This is a genomic window from bacterium (Candidatus Blackallbacteria) CG13_big_fil_rev_8_21_14_2_50_49_14 (genome assembly GCA_002783405.1).
Classification (GTDB): Bacteria; Cyanobacteriota; Sericytochromatia; order UBA7694; family UBA7694.
In genome coordinates this window covers 37,716-62,720 of sequence record PFGG01000047.1, presented here as the reverse complement: position 1 = coordinate 62,720, position 25,005 = coordinate 37,716, and the positions used below count along the sequence as shown (strand labels likewise).

General features: G+C 50.1%; 23 protein-coding genes, 2 tRNA genes and 1 pseudogene. 8 read left to right on the top strand and 18 right to left on the bottom strand.

Features of this window, described 5'->3' with window-relative positions:
* Positions 1-9: 9 nt before the first annotated feature.
* Positions 10-519 carry a hypothetical protein gene (locus COW20_11530; protein ID PIW47798.1) on the bottom strand — a complete coding sequence of 170 codons (510 nt, stop codon included), beginning with the start codon at positions 517-519 and terminating at the stop codon, positions 10-12.
* Here COW20_11530 and COW20_11525 point away from each other — a divergent pair.
* Positions 518-3,040 carry a hypothetical protein gene (locus tag COW20_11525; GenBank protein ID PIW47797.1) on the top strand — a complete coding sequence of 841 codons (2,523 nt, stop codon included), beginning with the start codon at positions 518-520 and terminating at the stop codon, positions 3,038-3,040. The two genes, COW20_11530 and COW20_11525, sit on opposite strands and share 2 nt — an antisense overlap.
* A gap of 9 nt (positions 3,041-3,049) precedes the next feature.
* Positions 3,050-3,415, top strand: a complete 366-nt coding sequence (locus COW20_11520; GenBank protein PIW47796.1) for a hypothetical protein — start codon at positions 3,050-3,052, stop codon at positions 3,413-3,415.
* 80 nt (positions 3,416-3,495) lie between these two features.
* Here COW20_11520 and COW20_11515 read toward each other — a convergent pair whose 3' ends face one another.
* The 4 genes from COW20_11515 to COW20_11500 form a co-directional block, all read right to left on the bottom strand.
* Positions 3,496-4,365, bottom strand: coding sequence for a hypothetical protein (locus COW20_11515; GenBank protein ID PIW47795.1), 870 nt, complete (start codon positions 4,363-4,365; stop codon positions 3,496-3,498).
* 63 nt (positions 4,366-4,428) lie between these two features.
* Entirely contained in the window at positions 4,429-5,331 is a 903-nt protein-coding gene (sppA, locus tag COW20_11510; protein ID PIW47813.1) for a signal peptide peptidase SppA, read from the bottom strand.
* A 295-nt stretch (positions 5,332-5,626) separates the two neighbouring features.
* The gene (locus COW20_11505; protein ID PIW47794.1) at positions 5,627-6,595 is read right to left on the bottom strand and encodes a hypothetical protein; all 969 of its coding nucleotides are present in this window, start codon (positions 6,593-6,595) and stop codon (positions 5,627-5,629) included.
* 226 nt (positions 6,596-6,821) lie between these two features.
* Positions 6,822-6,893 (bottom strand) — tRNA-Val (locus COW20_11500).
* Between the two features lie 224 nt (positions 6,894-7,117).
* On the opposite strand from COW20_11500, the gene COW20_11495 reads away from it, so the two are divergent.
* Together COW20_11495 and COW20_11490 are read left to right on the top strand one after the other, a co-directional pair.
* On the top strand, positions 7,118-8,008 hold the full coding sequence (locus tag COW20_11495; protein PIW47793.1) for a hypothetical protein: 891 nt from the start codon (positions 7,118-7,120) through the stop codon (positions 8,006-8,008).
* An 83-nt stretch (positions 8,009-8,091) separates the two neighbouring features.
* Positions 8,092-8,164: transfer RNA gene (locus COW20_11490), tRNA-Arg, on the top strand.
* A gap of 117 nt (positions 8,165-8,281) precedes the next feature.
* Here COW20_11490 and COW20_11485 read toward each other — a convergent pair.
* The 3 genes from COW20_11485 to COW20_11475 are packed head-to-tail and all read right to left on the bottom strand — an operon-like array spanning position 8,282 to position 12,143.
* The gene (locus tag COW20_11485; protein ID PIW47792.1) at positions 8,282-8,857 is read right to left on the bottom strand and encodes a hypothetical protein; all 576 of its coding nucleotides are present in this window, start codon (positions 8,855-8,857) and stop codon (positions 8,282-8,284) included.
* A gap of 51 nt (positions 8,858-8,908) precedes the next feature.
* Positions 8,909-11,365 (bottom strand): glycogen phosphorylase, encoded by a 2,457-nt coding sequence (locus COW20_11480; GenBank protein PIW47791.1) that lies wholly within the window; start codon positions 11,363-11,365, stop codon positions 8,909-8,911.
* Positions 11,366-11,405: 40 nt separating this feature from the next.
* Positions 11,406-12,143 carry a DNA-binding response regulator gene (locus tag COW20_11475; GenBank protein ID PIW47790.1) on the bottom strand — a complete coding sequence of 246 codons (738 nt, stop codon included), beginning with the start codon at positions 12,141-12,143 and terminating at the stop codon, positions 11,406-11,408.
* A gap of 188 nt (positions 12,144-12,331) precedes the next feature.
* Between COW20_11475 and acnA the strand changes: the two genes are divergently transcribed.
* On the top strand, positions 12,332-15,034 hold the full coding sequence (gene acnA / locus COW20_11470) for an aconitate hydratase AcnA (GenBank protein PIW47789.1): 2,703 nt from the start codon (positions 12,332-12,334) through the stop codon (positions 15,032-15,034).
* 73 nt (positions 15,035-15,107) lie between these two features.
* Here the strand turns inward: acnA and COW20_11465 are convergent, their stop codons facing one another.
* The 6 genes and pseudogenes from COW20_11465 to COW20_11440 form a co-directional block, all read right to left on the bottom strand.
* Entirely contained in the window at positions 15,108-15,566 is a 459-nt protein-coding gene (locus tag COW20_11465; GenBank protein ID PIW47788.1) for a DUF188 domain-containing protein, read from the bottom strand.
* A gap of 245 nt (positions 15,567-15,811) precedes the next feature.
* Positions 15,812-16,192, bottom strand: a pseudogene (locus COW20_11460) (transporter).
* Between the two features lie 2 nt (positions 16,193-16,194).
* Positions 16,195-16,641 carry a hypothetical protein gene (locus COW20_11455; GenBank protein PIW47787.1) on the bottom strand — a complete coding sequence of 149 codons (447 nt, stop codon included), beginning with the start codon at positions 16,639-16,641 and terminating at the stop codon, positions 16,195-16,197.
* 170 nt (positions 16,642-16,811) lie between these two features.
* On the bottom strand, positions 16,812-17,132 hold the full coding sequence (locus COW20_11450) for a hypothetical protein (GenBank protein PIW47786.1): 321 nt from the start codon (positions 17,130-17,132) through the stop codon (positions 16,812-16,814).
* A gap of 40 nt (positions 17,133-17,172) precedes the next feature.
* The gene (locus COW20_11445; protein ID PIW47785.1) at positions 17,173-17,874 is read right to left on the bottom strand and encodes a Zn-dependent hydrolase; all 702 of its coding nucleotides are present in this window, start codon (positions 17,872-17,874) and stop codon (positions 17,173-17,175) included.
* Between the two features lie 110 nt (positions 17,875-17,984).
* On the bottom strand, positions 17,985-18,806 hold the full coding sequence (locus tag COW20_11440; protein ID PIW47784.1) for a permease: 822 nt from the start codon (positions 18,804-18,806) through the stop codon (positions 17,985-17,987).
* Between the two features lie 213 nt (positions 18,807-19,019).
* On the opposite strand from COW20_11440, the gene COW20_11435 reads away from it, so the two are divergent.
* A complete protein-coding gene (locus tag COW20_11435; protein ID PIW47783.1) occupies positions 19,020-19,292 on the top strand; it encodes a metal-sensitive transcriptional repressor in 273 nt (90 codons plus the stop codon).
* Here the strand turns inward: COW20_11435 and COW20_11430 are convergent.
* Entirely contained in the window at positions 19,282-19,470 is a 189-nt protein-coding gene (locus COW20_11430; GenBank protein PIW47782.1) for a hypothetical protein, read from the bottom strand. The genes COW20_11435 and COW20_11430 overlap by 11 nt on opposite strands.
* Here COW20_11430 and COW20_11425 point away from each other — a divergent pair.
* The gene (locus COW20_11425; protein ID PIW47781.1) at positions 19,441-20,739 is read left to right on the top strand and encodes an asparagine--tRNA ligase; all 1,299 of its coding nucleotides are present in this window, start codon (positions 19,441-19,443) and stop codon (positions 20,737-20,739) included. The genes COW20_11430 and COW20_11425 overlap by 30 nt on opposite strands.
* 56 nt (positions 20,740-20,795) lie before the next feature.
* On the opposite strand, the gene COW20_11420 is transcribed toward COW20_11425, so the two are convergent.
* Together COW20_11420 and COW20_11415 are read right to left on the bottom strand one after the other, a co-directional pair.
* Complete coding sequence (locus tag COW20_11420; protein ID PIW47780.1) at positions 20,796-21,584, bottom strand: bacitracin ABC transporter permease; 789 nt, start codon at positions 21,582-21,584, stop codon at positions 20,796-20,798.
* Entirely contained in the window at positions 21,581-22,501 is a 921-nt protein-coding gene (locus tag COW20_11415; GenBank protein ID PIW47779.1) for a bacitracin ABC transporter ATP-binding protein, read from the bottom strand. The genes COW20_11420 and COW20_11415 overlap by 4 nt, the downstream gene beginning before the upstream one ends.
* A 118-nt stretch (positions 22,502-22,619) precedes the next feature.
* Between COW20_11415 and COW20_11410 the strand changes: the two genes are divergently transcribed.
* Entirely contained in the window at positions 22,620-23,744 is a 1,125-nt protein-coding gene (locus COW20_11410; protein PIW47778.1) for an alkane 1-monooxygenase, read from the top strand.
* Here COW20_11410 and COW20_11405 read toward each other — a convergent pair.
* The gene (locus tag COW20_11405) at positions 23,668-24,933 is read right to left on the bottom strand and encodes a hypothetical protein (protein PIW47777.1); all 1,266 of its coding nucleotides are present in this window, start codon (positions 24,931-24,933) and stop codon (positions 23,668-23,670) included. The genes COW20_11410 and COW20_11405 overlap by 77 nt on opposite strands.
* Positions 24,934-25,005: the final 72 nt, after the last annotated feature.

The following is a 25,005-nucleotide window of genomic DNA, read 5'->3' as shown; positions in this document are numbered from 1 at the left end:
TTGTGGGGCTCAGTTAATTTCACCATCACGTTCTTGTGATTGTTTGATAAAATCACTGGGTTTGAGATTTTGAATAAAATCTTTAAAATCCTTGGCATCTTTTTCTTCCTGGGCGGCATTGATGGGAATGCCGCTGGAAAGCATGACCTCTTCAGAGACAAAAATCGGACTTTCTGTACGCAATCCAATTGCGATTGCATCACTGGGCCGGGAGTCGATTTCCAGACTTTTACCCTCTTTGGTGGTGACTTTGAGCACTGCAAAAAAGGTATTGTCTTCCATGCGATTAACGACCACACTATTGACTGTTGCCCCTATCATTTCAAGGGTGTTCACGAACAAATCATGGGTCGCGGGGCGGGCCAGCGTGACATTTTCAAGCGCCAGCATGATCGAGTTGGCTTCAGGGGGGCCGATCCAGATCATCAAGGCTCGCCGTTCGGGAGTATCCCGCAAAACAACAATCGGGTTACGGGATTGGGGATCGAGAACAATCCCAGAAACGCGCATTTCTATCATGAAATCAGCTCCTTTTGTCTGCGCTTATTTTAACATGGGGCTGGAATGCTTGTCTCTTATTTTGAAACATGCCTTTTATTTAAGCCGTTGCTATAATGGAGCAGGTAAAAATTCAATGTATACTTCCCACGAGATTTCGCAGTTGCAGGCCTGCATGCAATTGCAGCAGGCGGGGCGTTGGCCAGAACTCGCCGAAGTCGCAGCGCAATTGATCAAAGACTATCCTCAAAATGCTGACGCTTGGCAGTTGCGCGGAATTGCCCTGGCCCAGTCAGGCCAAGCTGAAGCCGGTCTGAACTGCCTTGAAAAGGCTTTGGCATGTGCGCCCAAGGCGGCACATATCCACAACAATCTTGCCAATCTCTGTGCCCAGTTGGGGCGGCATGCGCAAGCTGCAGCGGCCTATGAAGCGGCCCTGGCACTCAACCCAGAATTGCCTGAGGCCTGGCACAATCTGGGCAATATTTACCGCAACCAGCAGGCTTGGGAAAAGGCGCTGGGTTATTATGCTGAGGCCTTGAAGCGTTGGCCCGCACGCCCTGAAATTCGCCTGGCTTATGGGCAGATGCAGGAGAAACTTCAACATTGGCAAGCGGCTCGGATGTCTTATCAACAGGTTTGTCGTCAGGCTCCGCAGCTGTGGCAGGCCTGGTTTTATCTCGCGCATTTAGAACATCAGCAGGGCGATCTTGAGGCTGCTGAAGCCTTTTACCGCAAAACCATAGAATTGGAACCCACTCAAGTGGATGCTGTCTTTTGGCTTGCTGAAATTTTTCTGGGTCGGGCAGATTATGCCAACGCCATTGCCTGTTATGAACGTGTTTTGGCCCTCAAACCTGAAAATGCACTGGCGCATAATGGTTTGGGACAGGCTTGGTACCGCTGCAATCGGATGGACAAAGCCGAAGCTCATTTTTTAAAAGCCCAGGCATTGGCCCCTGATTTTTACCAGGTGATCAACAATTTAGCGGGGATCCGCATGGCCCAGCGTCGCTATGATGAGGCCTTGGCCTATGTCAAACAGGCACTTGATTTGGCCCCTGATTTTGTCGACGCCTGGGAAAACCTGGGCGTGATTTCGCGTGAGCGCCATGATCTTGAGCAGGTAGAGCAGGCCTATGCCGAGGCCCTGCGCTTGCGGCCACGGGCAGGCTTAAAGGTTCGTCAGGCTCTGCTTCTTCCCGCCATTTACCAGTCTGAAGCCGAACTTCAGCAGTGGCGGGCACGCTACCTTCAAAATTTGCAAACCCTGCTGCACGCTGATTTGCACTTGGCCGACCCTGATGCAGAGGTTGGGGAACTGCCTTTTTATCTGCATTATCAGGGAGAGCCAGATATTGAACCGGGCATTCAACTTGCGCAATTTTTTCAAAAGGCTTGTCCTGCCTTGCATTTTACAGCGCCGCATTGTCAGGCGTATCAGCCCCCTGAGGGGCGGCTTAAAATCGGTTTTGTTTCCAAGCATTTGCGTGGGCATTCGATTGGAAAACTGATGCAGGGGCTGATAGAGCAATTGGATCGTGAGCATTTTGAGGTCTGTGTCTATCCTTTGATTGCACCCGATGATACGATGGGACATGAAATCATGGAAGGGGCCGATCTTGCCAAGGTTCTGACTCCCTCTCTCTATGCCGCACGTGAAGAATTGGCCCAGGAAAAACTGGATATTCTCTTTTATCCGGATATTGGCATGGAAAGCCTTTCTTATTTTCTGGCCATGGCCCGTTTGGCTCCTTTGCAGGTTTTTACCTGGGGGCACGGCTATACTCCGGGCATGGACAATTTGGACGGTTATTTTTCAAGCGTTTCATTGGAAACCGCATTTTCGCGCCCTCTGTATCGCGGGCAATTGATAGAAATGCAAAACCTATTGCCCTATTACAAACGTCCTTCCTTTGCGGGCTTGAGCAAGACCCGTGCAGATTTTGGGCTGCCTGCTGAGGGCGCTCTGTATATTTGCCCTCAGAGTTTGTTTAAATTGCATCCTGCTTTTGACGCGATTCTGGGCGAAATTCTCAGTCAGGATGCAGACGCACATTTAATTCTGCTTGAAGGGGTTCACCCCCGCTGGGTGACGCTTTTGCGCCAGCGCTTGCAGCAAAGCGTGCCCCAGGTATATGAGCGGATTGTCTTTTTACCGCGACAGAATGAGCAAAACTTTTTAGAATTGGTTGCGCTCTGCGATGTGAATCTCGATTCCTGGCCCCTGTGCGGAGGGAATTCGACCCTCGATACCCTCGTGACGGGGACCCCCCTGGTGACAATGACAGGGAAAATGATTTATCATCGTCTAAGTGCCGCTATTTATCAGCAATTGGGTTATACGGGCTGTATTGTTGAGACACCCCAGGATTATATCGCCAAAGCGCTGCGTTTTGCACATGAACCTGGGTTTCGGGCTGCTGCCCGTGATGCGATCTTGGCCGGTTTGAATCGGGTCTATGAAAATACTGCAGCCGTGCGGGAATTTGAGGCGCTGCTCTTGGAAAAGTTTTGGCAATCTGTGGCTGGAGAGGCTTAGGAATACAAGATGCGAATCCTATTGATCGATGATGATCCCGATATCTACGCGTTGGTGAAACTGGGATTTCGTTCCCTCGCTTTTGAAGTGATTTGGGAAGAAACGGCCTTGGCGGGTTTGCGGGCGTTTGAACAGAATCCCCCTGATTTGGTTCTCTGTGATATTGGGCTGCCAGATGTGGATGGCGTGCATCTGGCGCATGCTTTGTATGACCGTCAGCCAGAGGTTCCGCTGGTCTTTTTAACGGGGCATACCTCAGAAATGGACCGGGAAGATGCCAAATTAACAGGGGCCTGTGACTATATTGAAAAACCCTTTGATTTACGGGAATTGGTGAAAAGGGTGAAGTCTGTTTTGAAAGTGAATGAGTCGTGAGGGATACGACAAAGCGAATTTTATTGATTGAAGAGGGATCCAGATAATTTCAAACCCTTCTTCGTGGAAGGGGCTTGTTATCAACGGCTCAGACGATCAAACATTTCTGTGGTGGTTGGAATTTTGACTTTTAAGCCGGGTTTTAAGGTGCTCAAACCAGGATTTAGCGCTTGAATTTCGACCCAACGGTTGGCATTGTCGAGATGGATATCTGCCAGATCCTGTAGGGTGGTTTGCCCCTGCTGAACGACAACCGTGCGGAATTCAGGCAGGTTGGGCGGTGTTGCGGGGGGAGGAGCCACTGGTGAGGTATAGCTGCCATTGAGCAGGGCCTGAACGCCCTGTACAACACGGGCCACTGAGAAATTATTGGAAGTATCAATTTTACGCCCGGCGGGAATTGCGATATCGCGGTGACGGGTAATGCTTTCCAGGGGAACTTGATAGGTGCTGACCAGCCAGGCCACCAATCGGATAATGCCATCGTATTGGGCGTCTGAATAGGGCTCCAGAGAATCGCCAAGATTGCAGATTTCAATCCCAATCGAAAAATCGTTGACATTGCCGACACCATTGAATTCACTTTTGCCAGCATGCCAGGAACGCAGGTTATCGGCTACGGGTTGAACAATGCTGCCATCGCGGTCAATAACATAATGTGAGCTGACGCCTGCTTTTGGATTGGCGAAAAATCGTGCCACAGCCTGGGCATTGCCAGCCATGGCAGTATGATGCAGAACAATCGCAGAAATCCGGGCACCGGCAGGGCGCTCATTGTGGTTGGGAGAGGGGAAATCCTGAACTTCAGGGCGCGCGACACGGCTTCGTACTTTGCTTTGGCTTTGAACTTGTGCCGGATTCAAACTTTGGGGAATAAGACCCGGTTGGAGCGCACAGGCGCTCAGGGCAAGAACCGTAAGACCAATCAGAGAAGCGGAATTGCGACGCATAGATGTCCTCAGCCAATAGTGATTAAATTAAGGTTAACACAAATAAAATTCGACTTCAAGCGCTTAATAATAAAGCATGAGTGGGATTTTATTTAAATGCTGCAAATGAACCATACTGGCTTGTTCCAAAGTGTCCAGCGGGGTGTGCTGTAAACGGGTACTGAACATTTGCAAAAACTCGTTAAATGAGGGTTTGCTATAGTCTTTTAGACGGGCATTTTTGCCGGTTTGGGTCATTTTCTGCAATTGCTCAAGTGCGAAATTATAATCACCCAGGCGATCTACCAATTTGTTTTTAAGGGCCTGGTTGCCTGTGTAAATCCGGCCATCGGCCAGTTCTCGCACGCGGCCTTCGGGTAAATGACGACCTTCTGCCACGGCATGTACAAAATCTTGATAGGTATCGTCGATCATGGCCTGTAGAATTTTGGTCTCTTCAGGGGTGGTGGGGCGGAAAGGGGAGCCAATATCTTTGTGTTTACCGCTTTTGATCACGGTGGTGGCCAGACCGAGCTTATCGTAGAGACCTTGAAGCTTGGTGAATTGGGCAATGACCCCGATACTGCCTGTTAAGGTGGCAGGGTTGGCCACGATCTGATCGGCGGCGCAGGCGATATAATACCCGCCGGAAGCGGCGACATCGCCCATGGTGGCCACGATTTTTACTTTGCTTTTGCGTTTGATATCCTGCAAACGCTGGTAAATGGCCTGTGAAGCAGCAGCCGTTCCGCCTGGGCTGTTGATTTTGACCAAGAGACCTTTGACTCCATCTTTTTCGGCCTGTTGAATGGCTGCGACCAGCTTTTCGCCAGACGCTCCCTTGCCGCCTCCGAAGCCACCTTCACTTTGGTGCATAATGGCGCCTTCTACGGTCAGAATACCAATATCCACTTTCTCTGAAAGCAGTTGTTCGGCCAGTTTACTGCCACTTTCAGCTTGGGATTGTGAATGGCTGGGTTTGCGCATGCCAAAGACCCAGTTGCCCACTGCGGTTAGCAGGCAAAATAAAAGCAGGGAAAGCATCATCAGCTTTTCCTGTTTGCGATTTTCAGGTGGCGGGGCGAGAGGGGTTTCAGGAAGTTCAGCATCCACGGCAGATTACGATCCTTTCAAGGGTGTATCATTATACCTTGATTTGAGGAACGAAGAATTTTAGTGTTTTTTTGCTTGGCTTTTTCTGGGGCTGAGTAAAGTTTGTGAGCCCTTGCGAATAAAAAATGCCGAATCTTAAGTGATTCGGCATTTTTAGATCAATGGCTATTTAACGCTGTTTGGCTTCAAGTTTGAGATCCAGCAGCAGGGCGTCGAGCAATTTTTGCGCACGGTAATCGCTATTGTTTTGAATGGCGGCCTGTACCAGTTTCTCGGTGTCTTTCAACTGAGTGGCGTTGAGACTGCGAAGAGCGACCCGGAAACCCGCTTCAGCTGTGCGGTAATTGGCTTCTGTGGGACTGCTGTTCAATTGTTTGAGGGTATTGGCCACAATGCTCTGGGGTTCATTGCCAGGAACAGGGGGCATGGTGGGTTCAGGAAAACCGGGTTGGCCTCCTTTGCGGGCAATTTCAAGTTTGACATCGAGCATCAGACCGCTCAGCAGTTTTTGGGTGCGGTAGGAGCTGCTGCCATCCATGGCCTGGGCCACCAAGGCTTCTGTCGCTTTGAGCTGATCCAGGCTCAAATCACGGATAGCGACCCGGAAACCTGCTTGGCTGGTACGGAAATTGGCTTCAGAAGGATGGCAATCCAGTTGTTTGAGCGAGTTTTGCACAATACTCTGGGGTTCATTGCCGGGAAGAGGGGGCATGGTGGGCTCAGGAAAATTGGGTTTTCCGCCTTTGGTATAGATTTCCATGCGGGTATCTACCAAGGCGCGATCCAGAAATACCTGTGAACGGTAATCGCGGGTCTGGTTGATTTGGTCTTCGAGTTGGGCGACCAGCGCTTCCAGTTCTGAAACGGAAAGGCTGCGAAGGGTGACACGGAAAGCGGCTTGGGTGTCTTTAAAATTGGCTTCGCTGGGGTGGCTGTTTAATTTTTGTAAAGCCCGATCGATGGGGCTGCTGGCTGCAAAAAGAGACATGCTGGCGGGAATTGCACCACGCAGGGGGCTGATTTGCAGGCTGTCTTTGATGGGCAGCGTTTGTGCTGGCTGCGCAATGGGAGCTTGGGGAGCTGTGCTGGTAGGAAGTACCCGGCCCAAAACGGGTGAAGAAACACTTTGAATTTGCATATGAGTTAACCTAGTTTTAAATCTGATCTTAATGTTATTTTAACATTAATTTTATAAAGATCAAGTCCCTAAAAATGACTGAATTCAGGTAAACGGTGGCAAATTTAGCCTGGAAAGTGTTTTTGTGCAAGCAAAAAAGAGCTGAAAATGGCAGAATAAGTGGGTTTTAAAGAGGGGAGTGAATTAATCAGAAAATGGAAAAAAAAGATCAAAAATAAGAGAGAAGTGGGCGATAGAGGACTCGAACCTCTAACCTCCTCGGTGTAAACGAGATGCTCTACCATTGAGCTAACCGCCCAGATAACCAAGTGAAAATCATTTTACCTGTTTCAGATCTCGGGGGCAAGGGTATTGCATTCAGAATCTAGAGAGCGGGCTCACATTTTTGTTGTGGTTTGGGCCCTGTGTTTAAAATCTTTTCCCTCCTATAATGAACGAGAAGTCTGAATCTGAGCATCGTAAAAAGGATGCCGATGCAGAGAGGCTCAACTCAAAAACAACAAAAGAAGTAAGGGACAGGAAATGAAAAAAGGGTTTCAATTTGCTTTATTTACTTGTTTGATGACGGGCAGTCTGGCCGCACCTGCTTTGGCACAGTTTCAACTGCCGATCAAATTGCCTGCGAATTCTCCTCAAGACACCCGCAAAATGGCGAGCATGGATCGCAATATTCAAGAGACCCGCGATAAGCTTCAGAAATGGGATGACTATCTCACGGCGGTGGCAGCCCAACCGCGTAAGGTGCTGGAACGCGTAGGCAATCCTCCCAGCTATGATGATCTGCGGCGCTGGACCTTTACTCCACCCTGGCCTGAAATGAAGGCCCATCCCCAATATGCGGAAGTGTCTCAAAAGATCCGGGATTTGCGCCCGCGCGTGGCCCGTCTTGGGCTTTATGTCGGGGAATGGAAGCGCTGGGAATACGATGGTCAGCAGGTGGGTGAGGCCCAGCTGAAATTTATCAGCTCGATTGAGGATAAATTTAACAGCATGCGCAGCAGCAGTGGGGTTTCAGATAAGCTGGAGAAAAACCTCAAATTTGTGGCCGATACGCTGAAACGCCCGGAAATGGAAAGTGATCCGGTTTTGAAGGTCTTTCGGGATCAGGTGGCCAAACCCCAGTTAGAGGGATTGGTCTGGCACAATGCCGTGGTCAAGATCCATTATCTGGAAGGGGCTCAGAAAAGTCTGCGCGATGATTTCGCCCGCTCCTGGAAAAATTGTGCCAAGCCCTGTAAAGAGCGTATTTGGGGGGAAACCAAACGCCTGGTTCAATATATTGATGAAGTCAAGGCCGCAGGCTTTGATCTCAAGGCCCATCAGATTATGTCTGACCCCCGGGAGCCCTTGTCGCCCACTTGGAATCTGGAGCAGCTCAAGGCTGAATTGAGTAAAATTCTCAAGGCAAAATAAGCGGCCGAAAAGGCATTTTGCTTGTGGACACAGCAGGGCGAGGCTGTGCTAGAATGGGAAACGTACAGGTTTTCCTGTCAAACGTGCTTGTAGCTCAGTGGATAGAGCACCGGTCTCCGGAGCCGGGTGTCGCAGGTTCGACTCCTGCCAGGCACGCTTTTTCATTTTTTGGCGTCCAGCCTCTCCCTTCTGACCCAGCTACGGCTCAGGGCATTTCTTTTTCTGGGTAGCTGAGGGTTTTTTCTGAACAGCTTCAATGGGCCTTACCCCTGCTCAATCAGGTGTTTTAATCGGGTGGGTCTGGGCTGCGATTTCGGCAAAGTGATCATAATGGCTTGGCAGATCAGGGGCCTGGCAGAGAAAGGTCAAAAGATAGGCCTGTTCACTTGTATAAAAAAGAAAGACCTGTACCATTCCCAACTCCATTTCTCCTTTGCGCAAATATCCGGCAATCAGGTACTGATCTTGGCGCCCGAAGGGCTGTGGGCTTGTGGTGTAAAGCTTCCAGTCGGGATAAATCTGGGCATAGGCTGAGGGCAGGTGCTCTGGCAGGAGCGCGAGGGGGGCCCCGATCATGTTTTCCTGACTGATGATCAATTCGGGCAGACCTTGGGATGTTTCTGGCGGGGCAAAGCGGGCCATTTCTGTTTGGCTTCCCCACCACGGGCTGGCTTCTGTTTGCAAACGCCAACCGGCAGGAAGTCTTAAGCTCAGTACCGGTTGCTGAAGCGGAACAAGGGTTTCCTGGGGTTGGGAGCTGGCTTGAGCCCTTGGCGGCTGCGCCAGTGCTGGCAGCAGCAAAAGCAAACCCAGTGGGTAAACGAGAAATTTTCTGAAAAATAGAGACATCAAAAAATACCTTTGTTGGCACAGGGGTTTGAAAGCTGCACTGGAAAAGCTTCAGACGGTGGGCTGAATGTTCCAAACCTCTTTGGCGTATTCTGAAATCGTGCGGTCACTTGAAAATTTGCCCACCCGAGCCACGTTCAGAATGGCCTTTTGGGCCCAGTCACTGCGCTGAAGGTAGTTTTGACCCACCTTTTCCTGGGCGGCGATATACGAGGGGAAATCGGCAAGATGGAAATAGGTGTCCTGGGTAACCAGGGATTCAAACAGCCACTCAAACAGACCGGGTTCTTCAGCACAGAAACGGGTGGAATTAAAGGTGTCCACCACGCGCTGAACCTCGGGCTTTTGGTACCAGCTCCAGGGGTCATAGCTGTTTTGATCACGTAGGGCCTGAATTTCTTCGGCTTTCAGGCCAAAGATAAAGATATTGTCTTCGCCCACTTCTTCGCCAATTTCAATATTGGCACCGTCCAGGGTGCCAATCGTGAGGGCCCCGTTGAGCGCAAATTTCATATTGCCCGTGCCCGAGGCCTCTTTGCCAGCGGTGGAGATTTGCTCACTTAAATCGGCGGCGGGAATAATTTTTTCAGCCAGTGAAACGCGGTAATCGGGAATAAAAACCAGTTTGAGCTGATCGCCCACGCGTTTATCTGTATTGACCACTTCGGCTACCTGGTTGATCAGGCGGATGATCTGTTTGGCGGCCCAATAGCCAGGAGCGGCTTTGCCCGCGAAAATATACGTGCGGGGTACGGTCAGGTCTTTGCCTTCTTCGGTAATGGTCAGGTATTCGTGAATGACATGCATCAGGCAGAGCAGCTGGCGCTTGTATTCGTGCATGCGTTTGATTTGAATATCAAAGAGGGAATCAGGATCCACCAGATAATGTGTGGTATCTTCAATCACGCGGGCCAAACGGCTTTTATTGGCGCGTTTAATCCGCATGAATTCTTCCTGAAAACCGTTGTCAGCCGCATAGGGTTCAAGCTGGCGCAGTTGATCCAGATTTTGAATCCAGCCCTTGCCGATTTTTTCAGTAATCAGGGTGGAGAGCAGGGGGTTGGCCTTGAGCAGCCAGCGACGGGGGGTGACGCCATTGGTTTTATTATTGAATTTTTCAGGCCAAAGCTCATAAAACTCAGGCACCAGCTGGGATTTGATCAGCTCGGTATGCAGGGCCGAGACCCCGTTGACAGAATGAGAACCCAGAATGGCGAGATGGGCCATGCGCACCTGGCGGTAATCGCCTTCGCCTTCAAAGAGCGAAACCTTTTGCCATTTGAGTGGGTTTTCGGGCCACTGTAAATGAATTTGGGTTAAAAAGCGGCGTTCGATTTCCTGAATCAATTGCAAATGGCGGGGCAAAACTTTGGCCATCAGCGAAACCGGCCATTTTTCAAGGGCTTCGGGCATGAGCGTGTGGTTGGTATAGGCCAGGGTGCGGGTGGTGATTTCCCAGGCTTTGTCCCAGGGAATTTGCTGTTCATCGACCAGCAAACGCATCAGTTCGGCTACGGCCAGGGCAGGATGGGTATCATTGAGCTGAATCGCGGCTTTTTCATGCAGGTGAATCAGGCTGCTGTGCTGACGCAGGTGGTTGTTGACAATATCCCGCAGCGCACAGGCCACCAGGAAATATTCCTGCAGCAGACGCAGCTCTTTGCCCGCTTCAATGGAGTCAGAGGGGTAGAGTACCTTGGTGATGGTTTCGCTTGAGATTTTTTGTTCCACGGCCCGGATATAATCGCCCTGGTTGAAGATTTTCATATCAAATTCATGCGAAGAGCGGGCGCTGAAGAGACGCAGGAAATTAACCGTCTGGCCGCCATAGCCCACAATCGGAATATCGTGGGGAACGCCAATCAAGACGCGCCAGTTGACCCACATGGGGTTATAATCGCCATTGCGATCGGCAGCGTGTTCTACCCGGCCATAAACCGGAATAATACAGGCTTCACTGCGGCGCTCGATTTCCCAGGGGGTGCCTTCTTCCATCCAGTGATCGGGTCTTTCTTCCTGGCAGTGGTTGTGAATTTCCTGTTTAAATAGCCCAAACTCATAATTGATGCCGTAGCCATAGCCTGGCAGATTGAGACTGGCCAAAGAATCGAGAAAACAAGCGGCCAGACGCCCCAAGCCCCCGTTGCCCAGGGCCGCATCGGGCTCATAATCGCAAATTTCGCGCAGATCTACGCCCAGATTGCTCAAAGCTGCACGGGTGGGTTCGAGAATATCCAGATTGTAGAGATTGTTCTCAAGAAACTGGCCCATCAAAAATTCCATTGAAAGATAATAGAGCCGTTTGGCTTGTTTTTCCTGGTTGCGGTCTTCGGTGTCCAGCATGCGTTCCACCAGACGATCGCGTACGGCCAGAGACAGGGCCTGGTAAAGATCTCCCCGCGAGAGATTTTTCATGCGGCTGGCAAGTTGATAGCGCACATGGTGGCAAATCGCGGTTTCAAGGGCCTCCGCCGTGTTTTCAAGGGGAGAGCAATCAAGTTTTTTCATCGGGGTATTCCTTGCTGTATCAATGCTGGTTTCGCTGGGCTTAGGGTTCTGCGTGCCACCCGGCACCTTGAGATGAGTTCAGGCGATAGCCAATGCCATAGAGGGTTTCCAGATTGGGAAAACTTTCGCCTTGGGCCTGAACAAGGGTTTGTAGTTTTTTGCGTACCCGCATAATAAAATTATCCACGGTACGGGTAGAACTGTTTTCTTCGTAATCCCAGACATGGTTGAGCAGATACTGTCGTTCAATCACCGTATCTGGGTTTTCACAGAAGACGCGTAAAAGTTTGAATTCGGTACGCGAGAGTTTGATCGGGGTATGGTTGTATTCGGCCTGCCAGGTATTCAGGTAGAGATCCAAAAGATCAATCGAAACTTTTTCGGGGGATGGACTTTCCTGTTTGCCTTCAATCGCCTGTTGACGGCGCAAAGCACTCTGAATTCGCGCGAGCAGTTCATGGCGGTCAAAGGGTTTGGTGATATAGTCATCCGCGCCGCTTTCAAGGCCCGCTACTTTATTTTCGATCTGTTGCTTGGCCGTGAGCAGCAGAATGGGGATCAAGGCATTCTGCTCACGAATTTCGCGGCAGACATCCAGTCCATTTTTTTTGGGCATCATCACGTCTAAGAGTACCAGATCAGGGGCGCATTCATAGTATTTGCGCAGTGCCTCTTCACCATTTTGTACCAAAATGGTTTCGTATTCAGAGCTGTGCAGAATTTTATCTATAAACTGAAGAATAAAGATATCATCATCTGCGACCAGGATTCGAGCCATCTTTTACCACATTCCCCTTGGATTAACCCAAACTATAAATATTATTATATCCTTATTAAGTTCCTTCGGCGTGCTTTTATATTTTAAACCCCTTTCCAGTCGCTTGAATTTCCTACTATTTCGGCCGGATCAGGTCAGATTTGTGTATCATGAATCTGTATTCAGAATCACCAGAAAGGATCCCTCTCATGAGCACACACGATCTCTTGGGAACCCGCACAGCCCTGGAAACGGGCGCCGGAATCTCCTATTATTACAGCCTGTCCAAACTGGCTGACCAAGGCTATTCAGCCATTCATTCCCTGCCCTTTTCAATCAAGGTTTTGCTGGAGTCTGTCCTGCGCAATTGTGATGACTATGTGGTCAGCCGTGAAGATGTCAAAAAACTGGCCACCTACAATGCCGCCCAACCTGTTCAGGAAGAAATTCCCTTTAAACCCGCCCGCGTCATTTTGCAAGATTTTACAGGCGTTCCTGCCGTTGTCGATTTGGCCGCGATGCGTGCCGCCATGGCCCGTATGGGGGGAGATCCTAAAAAAATTAACCCGATTTGCCCCGTGGATCTGGTGATTGACCACTCTGTTCAGGTCGATTATTTTGGTCAAAGCGATTCTTTCAGCAAGAATATTGAAAAAGAAATGGAACGTAACCGCGAGCGCTATGAGTTTTTGCGCTGGGGCCAGCAGGCCCTCGATAATTTTGGCGTGGTGCCGCCTGGTCGCGGGATTGTACACCAGGTGAACCTGGAGTATCTGGCCCGTGGGGTTTGGTCTTCAGCCGAAGGCGACGATACCGTGGCCTATCCCGATTCTCTCGTGGGCACCGATTCTCATACCACCATGATCAATGGTCTGGGCGTTGTGGGTTGGGGGGTCGGCGGGATTGAAGCCGAAGCCGTGATGCTGGGTCAGCCGATTTATATGCTGATTCCTGAAGTGATTGGCTTTAAACTCACAGGCAGTTTGCCTGAGGGCGTGACCGCTACCGATTTGACCTTAACGATTACCCAAATGCTGCGCAAAAAAGGGGTGGTGGGTAAATTTGTTGAGTTTTACGGTTCCGGCTTGAGCAATATTTCTTTGCCTGATCGCGCTACGATTGCCAATATGGCACCTGAATATGGTGCCACCATGGGCTTTTTCCCCATCGATGCTGAAAGCCTGCGCTATCTCTCGCGCAGTGGTCGCAGTGCAGATCTGGTCAGTCTGGTTGAAGCCTATTCCAAGGCCCAGGGGCTTTTCCGTACCGATGAAACCGCAGACCCTGTTTTCACCGATACCCTTGAATTGGATATGTCCACTGTTCAGCCCTCTCTGGCGGGCCCCAAGCGTCCTCAGGACCGTGTGCCCCTCAATCAGATGCAGGAAACCTTCCGTTCGGCCCTGACTTCTACTGTGGCCACCAGTGGTTTCTCACTGAGCGAGGACAAACTGGGCAATACCGGAGTATATGCGGATCAAGGCCAAGAAATCACCATGAAGCATGGCGATGTGGTGATTGCTGCGATTACCAGCTGTACCAATACCTCCAATCCGTCTGTGCTGCTCGCTGCCGGTCTGGTCGCGAAAAAAGCCGTAGCCAAAGGCCTGAAGGTGAAGCCCTATGTGAAAACTTCGCTGGCTCCGGGCTCACGCGTGGTGACAGAATATCTCGACAAAGCCGGTTTGAGCCCCTATCTCAATCAATTGGGCTTTAACCTGGTGGGCTATGGCTGTACGACCTGTATTGGCAATTCTGGCCCCCTGCCCGATGCGGTTGAAAAAGCGATTAAAGACGGTGATTTGATTGCTGCCAGTGTCCTCTCAGGCAACCGTAATTTTGAGGGCCGTGTGCACCAGAGCGTCAAGGCCAATTTCCTGGCTTCTCCTCCTTTGGTGGTGGCCTATGCTTTGGCGGGTACGGTGGATATTGACCTGGTCAAAGAAGCCTTGGGAACCGACAGTGAAGGTCAGCCGGTTTATCTCAAGGATATCTGGCCCAGCAATGCTGAAATTGCGGCCCTTTTGGATGATGCCTTGAATCCTGAGTTGTTTAACCAGATGTACAACGGCATCGCCCAATCCAATCAAGAGTGGAATGCTATTCCTGTCACACCGGGTGATTTATACGCCTGGAACGACAGTTCAACCTATATCCAGGAACCGCCCTTCTTTGTGGGCATGGCGCAAGAGCCAGGGACGATTCAGCCCATCAACGAAGCACGGGTGCTGGTCAAGGTCGGCGATTCGATTACCACCGATCATATCTCTCCTGCTGGTGCAATCAAGGTGGGCACACCTGCTGCCCAATATCTGGTCGGCAACAGTGTTCAGCCCGGTGATTTCAATTCCTACGGCTCGCGCCGTGGCAATGACCGGGTCATGACCCGGGGCACCTTTGCCAATGTTCGTCTGAAAAACCAGATGGCTCCTGGCACAGAAGGGGGTTATACCACCTATCTGCCCAGCAATGAGCAGATGTTTATTTACGAGGCCTCTGAAAAATACCAGCAGGCGGGTACACCCCTGGTGATTCTGGCGGGCAAAGAATATGGCACGGGCTCTTCCCGTGACTGGGCTGCCAAAGGCACTTTCCTGCTCGGTGTGCGGGCCGTGATTGCGGAGTCCTTTGAACGGATTCACCGCTCCAATTTGGTGGGCATGGGTGTGCTGCCCTTGCAGTTCAAAGAGGGTGAAAACCCCAGCAGCCTGGGCCTGGATGGTTCTGAGTTTTTCTCAATTGTGGTTGATGATCAGCTCAAACCCCAGCAGATGGTTCAGGTGACGGCACGTAAAGCCAATGGCGAGAGCGTGAATTTTGACGCCCGCTGCCGGATTGATACCCCTGTGGAAGTCGATTATTATCGCAATGGGGGCATTCTTCAGACGGTTCTGCGTCAGTTTATGAAGTAAACGAATTTTGACTGAAAAGCCGGCCTTCGGGTCGGCTTTTTGTGTGTCCGAAAACCATCAAAACCGCCAAGCACTAGCGGCGCAGGACTTTTTCCAATTGATTGGCAAAGGCCATGCGGTCTTTGTGACTGAAGGGTTTGGGGCCTCCCCGAATTTCTTCGCTGCTGCGCAATTCATCAAAGAGATTGCGCATACTGAGAAAATGGTGAATATTATCGCGGGTATAAAGCGTACCGCGTGGGTTCAGGCAAAGGGCGCCTTTGGCGACCACGTCAGCAGCCAGCGGGATATCTGCACTGATCACCAGCTCCCCAGCCTGCACCCGTTCAGCAATCGCATTGTCTGCAACATCTACTCCGGCTTCGACCTGAAGCGTAGAAATCCAGGGGCTTTGGGGAGTATTGAGGGGCATATTGGCGACCAGAATCAAGGGCCTGCGGTGCCGTTGACAGGCCCGGTAGAGAATTTCTTTCACAGGTTTGGGACAGGCATCGGCGTCTACCCAGATCGGGGGCGCTGAATCTTCAGACATGCTTGGGCTGTTTTCCTTCGAAATGATTCTCTATTTTATCTGTTCAGCCTTGATCTGAATACCTTTCATGGCAAAAGCCCAACACAGACGACCCATCTGTGCTGGGCTTTTGGGGTTCTGATCGGATCGTATTACTCGACCAGGCATTCCTCCTGGCAGAGTTCTTCGGTTTTGTGTTTCTTTTCTACTTCTGAGATTTTTTCGTGTTTGATTTCAAAGAGTGAAATGCGCTGATAGAGCACAAAACCGATCAGCATGGTGACCACAAAGGCCAAGACTGCGGGGTTGAAACTGCCCAGATTGGCCAGGGCAGGGCCAGGACACAGGCCTGCAATCGCCCAACCCGATCCAAAGAGAGCGGCGCCAGCAATCAACTTAAAATCTATTTTATTGCCGCTGGGCAGTGAAAAACTTTCGCTGAGAATGGGATGTTTGCGCTTAAAAATCAGGGGGTAGGTCACAAAGGTCACGGCCAAAGCGCCGCCCATGACCAACGCCAGACTGGGGTCCCAGCGGCCTGCCAGATCCAGGAATCCCTGGACTTTTTGTGGATTCATCATGCCTGAGATGCCCAGGCCAATTGCCAGAACCAAGCCTGAAACAAAGGCGCTTAAATAGATTTTCATGTTTAGAATCTCCCCACTCCGAATACATGTGTCAATAAAAACATCGTGACAAATCCGATTCCCATAAAGGTTGTCACCGAGGCCAGTGAACGGGGAGAACGTCGTGCCAGACCGCAGACACCGTGACCGCTTGTGCAGCCATTGCCCATGGCGGTACCGACCCCGACCAGGAGCCCCCCAATGGCCAGTTGAATCGGATTCAAGCTGAGTACTTTTGCGGTGGCGGCAGGTAGAAACTGTACCATGGCAAAACCGCCGACAATCAGTCCCAGGACAAAGGCAATACGCCAGAAGCGCTCTTGGGGAGTGGGGCATTCTGCTAAGATTCCTTTGGTTATCCCACTGATCCCTGCAATTTTGCCATTAAACAACATTAGCAACGCAGCTGCGCTGCCCACAAGTCCTCCCCCAATCAGGGCCGAAACGGGTGTAAAGTTTTCAATCACCATTGCAGTTTAAACTCCTGTTTTTACTATACCCAGTATAGTATATTTTAAGACCCAACGCAAGCCTTTTGACTTGCTCTAAATTCAGTATATCCAAGCTTTGAGAAAAGGGGAAAAACCTAAAGGGGCGGTAATTACCGCCCCCTTTTTACTTTGAGTTAAATACTCAAAAACTATTTTTCAAGCTCATGGCCGGCGGCATACCAACTGAGCATGCCCCCTTCAAAATTGATCAGATTTTTAAAACCGTTCTCTGCCATGTGATGACAGGCTCTGCCACTGCGTCCACCGCTGCGGCAGATCATGATATATGTGCGGGATTTGTCCATTTTGTCGAAATGATCGGGCAAATCATCCAGCACAATGCGTTGTACACCGGGAATGGTTCCGATTTCCCATTCATCGGGGCGGCGTACGTCGATCCACTCATAATCAGACTTTTTTTCCTGATAGAGTTCGTAAATATCCTTGAGAAACATTTGATGAAAAGACATTGCAGTGATACTCCTGTTTATTTCTGTAACTGGGTGAGCGCTAAGTATTCAATGCAGCCAGATTGCCGCATTTCAGATTGGCGGGAACCGATTCCATAATTTTAGCAGGCTGGGGAAGTTTAAGATTGTTCATAATTTCAATGAACTCTTCGCGGCTTTTCTTGGCCAAACGGGGGTTCAGGCGTTTTTCTTCGCCGATACTGCTTACTTCCAGACCAATATAATTGTGGGCAGGATAGACCAGGGTTTCATCGGGCAGACTGAAGAGTTTTTGAGTAACGGAATCATAGAGTTTGCCCGCATCGCCCTGTTGAAAGTCGGTGCGTCCGCAGCCCCGGATCAGAAGGGTGTCTCCGGTAAACACTTTTCCATCCACCAGGTAGGAAACACAGCCATCAGTATGTCCGGGGGTTGAAATGACCTTAATTTCAGACTTTCCGAGCTGTAAAACATAGCCATCATCCGCTTGAATATCCGCACAGGGAGCGCCGCCATACTGTGAAACCACAGATTGTGCACCTGGAAAGGTCTGCTTGAGATCGGTGACTCCTGTGATATGGTCGGCGTGCACATGGGTTTCCAGCAGGTATTTGAGTTTGAGTCCCAATTCCTGCAGAACCTTGGCATCGCGTTCTGATTTTTCATGCACGCTGTCGATCAAGGCCGCTTCGCGGGTCTCTTCATCGGCAATCAGATAAGTATAGGTCCAGCTTTCAGCATCAAACATTTGTCTGAATATCATCTTCACTTACTCCTCATGTATTTAATTTAAGACGCATTGCAGTTGGAATCATTTTACAGAACTATGAGGCGGAAAAATTAATTTTTTCCGCCCCTACTCGGCCTTGTGATTTAATGGCCGCCGCTTATGCCGGTATTGAGCAGAACGAAAATACCCATCACCAGTACAAACCAACCAAAGGCAGGTTTGAGTTTCTCACTGGAGACAAATTTTGAAACCCAGGTTCCCAGCAAGGCACCTACTATGGTAAAGACTGAGAAGCCTCCCAGGAACATCCAATCGAGCTGACGATCTCCGCCCAGGTCTCCCATGAAACCGAACAAAGATTTAATACTGATCACGAGCAGAGAGGTGGCGACTGCTTCTTTCATATCCAGCCCAGCGAAGATCACCAGGACTGGAATGACCAGAAAACCGCCGCCTGCGCCGACCAGACCAGTGAGAATCCCGACGATCAGGCCTTCGGCAGAAACCATCACGATTTTCTTCAGCTCTGAAACTTCGCCATGACCCGTATCTTCTTTTTCTTTTTTGGATTTGATCATGGAGAAAGAGGCCAGTACCATCATGATGGCGAAGAGGCCCATAATGGCCATATCCTTGGTAATGTCCACTGAACCCAAATGAAAGAGATGTTTGGGGATGGCGGGTACGATAAATTTACGGGAACTGAAAACCCCAATCATGGCGGGAATGGAGAAGATAATTCCGACTTTAAAATTGACGAGGCGGGCTTTGATATACCCTGCCATGCCAAAAATACTGGTTAAACCGACAATAAAGAGTGAATAGGCGGTCGCTAGAACGGGGGGCGTTTTGAAGAGATAGACCAAAATCGGGACGGTTAAAATTGAGCCGCCTCCGCCAATCAGACCGAGCACGCCGCCCATGAAAACGGCGGCTACATAGCCAAAGATTTGTATGAGTTCCACGCTGATATTCCTTTTCTTGAGAAGTTATAAAACACAGAAAATTAAGTGTTTGTGTTTTTGGATTTGATTATATTATACCCCGTATGGTATGTAAGATCAATTCTTTTTTAGAATATTACTGCAGCTATTTTTAAAACAATAATTTTTAAAACAATTGTGATACCCTGTATCGTATGCTTTAATTAAAGTTATTCCTTGAGAGAAAGGCTGGCCGTGCTGAATATGGATAACCCCAATATTGAACTGATTCATCGCCTAAATCGCGCCCAAGGGCAAATTGAAGCGATTAAAAAAACCCTGGCTTCTGGTGATGATAAGGATTGTCTGAAAACTTTACGTTTGCTGAAAGCGGCCAATAATGCCCTGAAAAAATTTGGTGAAGCCTATGTCGCTCAGCATTTACATGAGTGTATCCGCTCCAAGGTTTCGCCTGAAGAAATGGAAAAAGGCCTGCAAGAAGTCGTCTATTCGGCATTCACGCTTTAAAAGCTTTCTTTTCGAGACCCCTTTCTGCCTGGAAAGGGGTCTTTTTTTTATGGGCAAGCATTGGGTTCTTGATTGATAAGATGGCCTGAATACCGGCTTTCACGGTATGATGATCTGTGCTTAAATTTGAAATTCTGAGGAGCATACCATGACGGTCACCACGATCGACCAAATTCATAAATACCCTGACCAGACGGTCACCCTGCGGGGTTGGCTCTATAATAAACGCGAGAGCGGTAAACTCGTCTTTTTGATTCTACGTGATGGCACTGGTTTTATTCAGTGTGTTGCCTTTAAAAAAGAGTTAGATGAAGCTGTTTGGGAAGCCGCAAAAACTGCGACCCAGGAATCTTCTCTGATCATTACGGGTTCTGTTCGCCAGGATGACCGTGCCCCCTATTGTGGTTATGAAATGGGCATTCAAGGCATTGAAATCGTCAGCAAGGTAGAAGGTGAATACCCGATCAGTCTGAAAGAACATGGCCCTGATTTTCTTTTGGAACATCGCCATCTCTGGCTGCGTACACCGTCTCAAATGGCTGTCATGCGGATTCGTGCTGAAGTTTTGTCTGCCAGTCGTGATTTCTTTGATGAGCGTGGCTTTACCAGTGTGGATGCGCCAATCATTACGGCCAATGCCTGTGAAGGGACAACCAATCTCTTTGAAATTGATTATTTTGAGGATAAGGCCTATCTTTCGCAAACCGGACAATTGTATATGGAAGCCGCTGCCTTGGCTTTGGGCAAGGTCTATTGTCTGGGGCCAGCTTTTCGGGCTGAAAAATCCAAAACCCGTAAGCATTTGACTGAATTCTGGATGATTGAGCCTGAAGTGGCTTATCTGACCTTTGAAGAGAATTTGGCCATGCAGGAAGAATACGTGGCCTATGTGGTGCAACGTGTTTTGCAGAAGCGAGGTCAGGAACTGAAAATTCTGGAGCGCGATCTTTCAAAACTTGAAAGTATTACCGCCCCTTTTCCCAAAATCTCCTATGACGATGCCGTGAAACTGTTGCAGGAAAAGGGTTCTGAAATTCAATGGGGTGATGATTTGGGCGCTCCCGATGAGACGATTCTGGGCGACCATTTTGAAAAGCCCGTATTTGTTCACCGCTTTCCGAGTGCGATCAAAGCCTTTTATATGAAACCCGATCCCGAGCGGCCTGAAGTGGCTTTGGGAGCAGATTTAATCGCGCCTGATGGCTATGGTGAAATTATTGGCGGCGGCCAGCGCATTGATGATTACGATCTGCTGGTTCAGCGTATTCAGGAACATGATTTGCCGATGGATGCCTTTAGCTGGTACCTTGATTTGCGCAAATATGGTTCTGTGCCGCATGGCGGCTTTGGCTTGGGCATTGAACGCCTGACTGCCTGGATCTCAGGCGTTGAGCATGTGCGTGAAACCAGTCCTTTCCCCCGCACGATTTACCGTATTCAACCCTAGTCTTTCTATTTATAAAGGCCTGGCAGCATCTGTTGCCAGGTTTTTTGCTGGCTGCTTCAGTTTTGATCTGTCCATTGCCACCAGCCAGCGGTTCCGAGCCCTCCCCCCAGCACGGTGCCAACAAAGATCAGAACACTCCAGAGGTTGGCAGGCGGTATGGCACTGCCTGCAACCCCACTCACAAGCGCTGGAAAAGCCCAGGGAAAATAAGGCATCAGGCCGGGGGCGCCGACCGCTATCAATTGGGTCATGACCAGGGTCAGAATCACATAGCTGATGGCGAGCAGATAGCCCCTGCCAAAACTGGCGAACCAAGCCACGGGCGTGCAGAGCAGAAGCGTGAGCAGGCTGGCCTTTGCATAGATCTGCCCCGTTTCAAGGGGCCTTGCTGTAGACCAGCCGGGGATTTGAAAGGCGAGACCCGCCAGCAGGGCGACCCCCCACAGGGTCAGGGCCAATAGGCTCCCCCAAAAAGCGCAAGCAAGTAATTTTGCCAGCACGATTGTCGCGCGGGGCGTTGGCAGGGCGAGAAGATCTTTCAGGGTGCGATCAGAAATTTCGCGTCCAAAAACCCAGCTGGTGATAATGCCAAATCCGAGCGTGCCCAGGGAAAGAATGATTTGAATCAAGAGGCTCAAGAAAGAGGGCCAATCGGCTTTTCCCAAGAGCGAAGCTTTGGCTTCCAGGGTCGAAGAGCGTCCTGCAATTTCTGGATAACGAGCGATCAGAACCAGTAGCGCGAGCATCAGCGCGATCAAGGCGAAGGCCAGCAGGCTGAGCATAAAAATTTTGGCTTTGCGGATTTTTAAGCCCTCTGTCCACAGGGCTGCGTAAAGTATGTTCATGCTGTGCTCCAGCGTTGAATCATACGCAAAAAATAGGCTTCCAGATCTTCTTCTTCCAGATTCAGCCGTGAAGGGGGGCAATCTGCTTGAACCAGCCAGCTATTGAGCATTTCGGCCTGTTCAAGAGCGAGGGGGTCACTGATTTCCAGCTCTCCCGTTGGGTTCAGGAGTGCTGAAAATCCTTTGCTGGCAAGAAGGGCACGGGCTCTTTCGGGCTCTCTGACACGAATAACCAGTTTACGTGTCTGAAAAGGTGTTCCCGTGTGGAGATTGAATTCCTGTAGCAGCTGTCCCTGGTGAATCATGCCGATGCGGGTTGCAAACTTGGCAATCTCGCCCAAGAGATGACTTGAAATCAAGACAGTGACTCCTTGCTCGTAAGCCAGTTGATGTAAGAGCTGGCGAATTTCAACCATTCCGGCAGGATCCAGTCCATTGCTGGGTTCATCCAGAATCAGAATTTCAGGTTGGTGAATCAGGGCCTTGGCAATTCCCAGGCGTTGGGCATTGCCCAGGGAAAGGTGTCGGGCCAGTTGATTCCGATAGGGGGTCAGGTTCAACTGGGCGATCACGGCCTCTACGGCGTGTGCATCGGAGATTCCTCTCAACCGTCGGCTGATTTCGAGATTATCCCTGACACTCAGTTCAGGATAGGCGGCAGGCGTCTCAACCAGATAGCCGATTTTTTGCCACAGCTCATTTTGACTGGCTTTCACCGGGAGACCTTTCAAGAATGCGGAGCCTGAAGTGGGGCGAATCAGGCCCAAAAGAATGCGAATCAAGGTGGTTTTGCCTGCCCCATTTAAACCCAGGAAGCCGTAAATTTCTCCTTTTTCAACAGACATGGAAACCTTGTCTACGGCCTGAAGTTTTCCGTAGCGTTTGCACAATTGGTGGGTTTCGATCACGGGTGCCATCTTGTTTTCTTTGCGAGAGGGTATTTGGTTTCTATTTTAGCGCAGATTAAATGCTTGAGTTAAAAGCAATTTTTTAGGCTTTCAAGGCGATAATTGGAGAAAGCAATGGGGGGTGTCTATGCAAATATCCTTAAAATCGAACCGATCGCTTGCGCCATTATCTTTTGGGGTGGGTTATATTATTCCCTTGCTGGTGGTGTGGGGAGCCCAACAGGGAGGCGTGGCTCAGTTTGCCGTTCCCTTGTTTGTCTTTGGTCTGATTCCTGTTTTGGATTTGATTTTGGGCCATTATCTGCACAATCCCAGCCCGGAAGAGAGCGAAGCCCTGCTTAATAGCCTCAGTTTCCGGCTGATGACCTGGCTACAGGTTCCGATCCAATATGCTCTGATTCTTGGGGGAGCCTGGTTACTGAGCCACCGTGACTGGCCACTTTGGGAACAGATCGGCTTTACGCTGTCTGTGGGTATTTGTACCGGTGGCTTGGGCATTACCCTGGCCCATGAACTGATTCACAAGGTCAATCGTTGGGAGCGTTTTTTAGGTCAGGCTTTGCTTTTGCCTGTCTGCTACCTGCATTTTTATATCGAACATCTCTATGGGCATCACCGCCGAGTCGCTACTCCAGAAGATCCTGCCAGCGCCCGTTTGGGAGAAACCGTCTATCGTTTTTATTTCCGTTCAGTTTTGGGCTCCTGGAAAAGTGCCTGGGGAATTGAAGGGCAGCGCTTAAAGAAACGCGAACAGTCGGTTTGGAGCGTCAAGAACCGCATGTTGCAGTATTTTGTTTACTCAGGCGGTTTGGGCCTGGGGCTGACACTGCTCTGGGGCTGGACTGCTCTGTTTTTTTATCTGGGTCAGAGCCTTGTTGCGTTCAGTCTGCTTGAGGCTGTTAATTATGTGGAGCACTATGGTTTGGAGCGTCAGCAGATACGGGAGGGTGTTTATGAAGGGGTCAATATCCGACACTCCTGGAATGCCAATTTTTTATTGACCAATTGCCTTTTGTTTATGTTGCAGCGCCATTCCGATCACCATGCCCATCAGTCCCGGCGTTATCCTGTTCTGCGCCAGTTTGAAGAAAGCCCCCAATTGCCGGCAGGTTATGCAGGCATGCTTTTATTGGCTTTGATTCCCCCTCTCTGGAAAGGGGTGATGGATCCCCGTGTCAGGGCCTATCGCCAGCAGGTTTCAGGAATTGCCCCAGAAAAATCAGGCCCCAGCCCACTGGGATCAGCAGGCTGAAAGCAAAAATCAGCACAGGCAGCAGGGGTAAGGGAGGCAGTAACCAGCCGCCCATGCCTTGAAGCAGAATTAAAATTTCACTGCTGCCAAAACCTGCCAGATACAGCAGAATGCCGGTGCTGACACTGGGGTGGGTCTGAAGCCCCTTTTCCTGTAAGAGCCAGGCCAGCAAACCGGCGCTGACACAGCCCAAGAGCACCAGGTGAAGATAAAAAATCACCAAAGCACGCTGGTGGTAAACCAGATCCGCGAAATAGGGCAGGGCTGTCAGGGCCTGAAGCAGCAATTTAAGATTAAAACAAAACCAGGTCAGCGTTAGCAGATAACGGGGCCAGAAATCCAGACTTTTCCAGAGATCTTGGCTGCGCAACCCCCACCGCCACAAAAGCACCAGTGAGAAACATTGCAGCAGGGCCGAGAGCCCGGATAAACCCCAGACCCAAGCCGGTGGGTGGGCCCAAAGTGCTGAAAGCCCATAGGCGGGGATAACGCTGAGAAAAAGGGTGAAAAAAGCAAGGCGGGGCAGCTGATTTGACGTGTCTTGCCCCCTGAGTTCCAGATATTTTAAAAACAGAGCCGCCAGGGCAAAAACGAACCAGCCATTGTACTGAAAATGCAGATAGAAATAGATGGCGAGGAAATAGATCGGGCTTTGATTCAGTTTCAGGGCCATAATCGGCCCCAAGCTCCAGGGGCCGAGAGAAGAAAGAACCATCAGCCAAAGGCTGGCCACCAGCATCCAACGTGCCAAAGAGCGTTCTGTGCGGGTCTGTCGGATTAGACGGGCAGCTTGGGCGTAGGAGACAAACAGAAAGAGCGTTGAAAAACCAATCGAAACGGCGGCATAGCCTTGAAAAGGAAAACTCAAGAGCATGCCCAGAACACAGAGCTGAGCACCCCAAAACAATCGCTTCCAGGACTTTTCCTGAGCTTGCCAGTGGGGCACAAAGGCGCGCATCAAAGCCAGCATCAGCAGGGCATGTACCCATCCCAATAACGCCACATGGGAATGGGCATGCAGAAAAAATTTAAAATTGAAGCCCGGAATCCCTTGAATAAACTGCCAGCGTAAGAGCAACCCCAGAATTTGAATGCTGAGAAAAAAACCGAGAGAGGTTAGAACCCCGTGTCGGGGCCAGGGGATTATGTGTAAATTAAAAGCATGCGTTTTTTCTTGTAAAGACTCCATTTTAGTATCTTACCTGCTTTGATCAGTGGCTGGTGAAAATAACCTCCTTCCTGCTGGGGGGATATGCTAGAA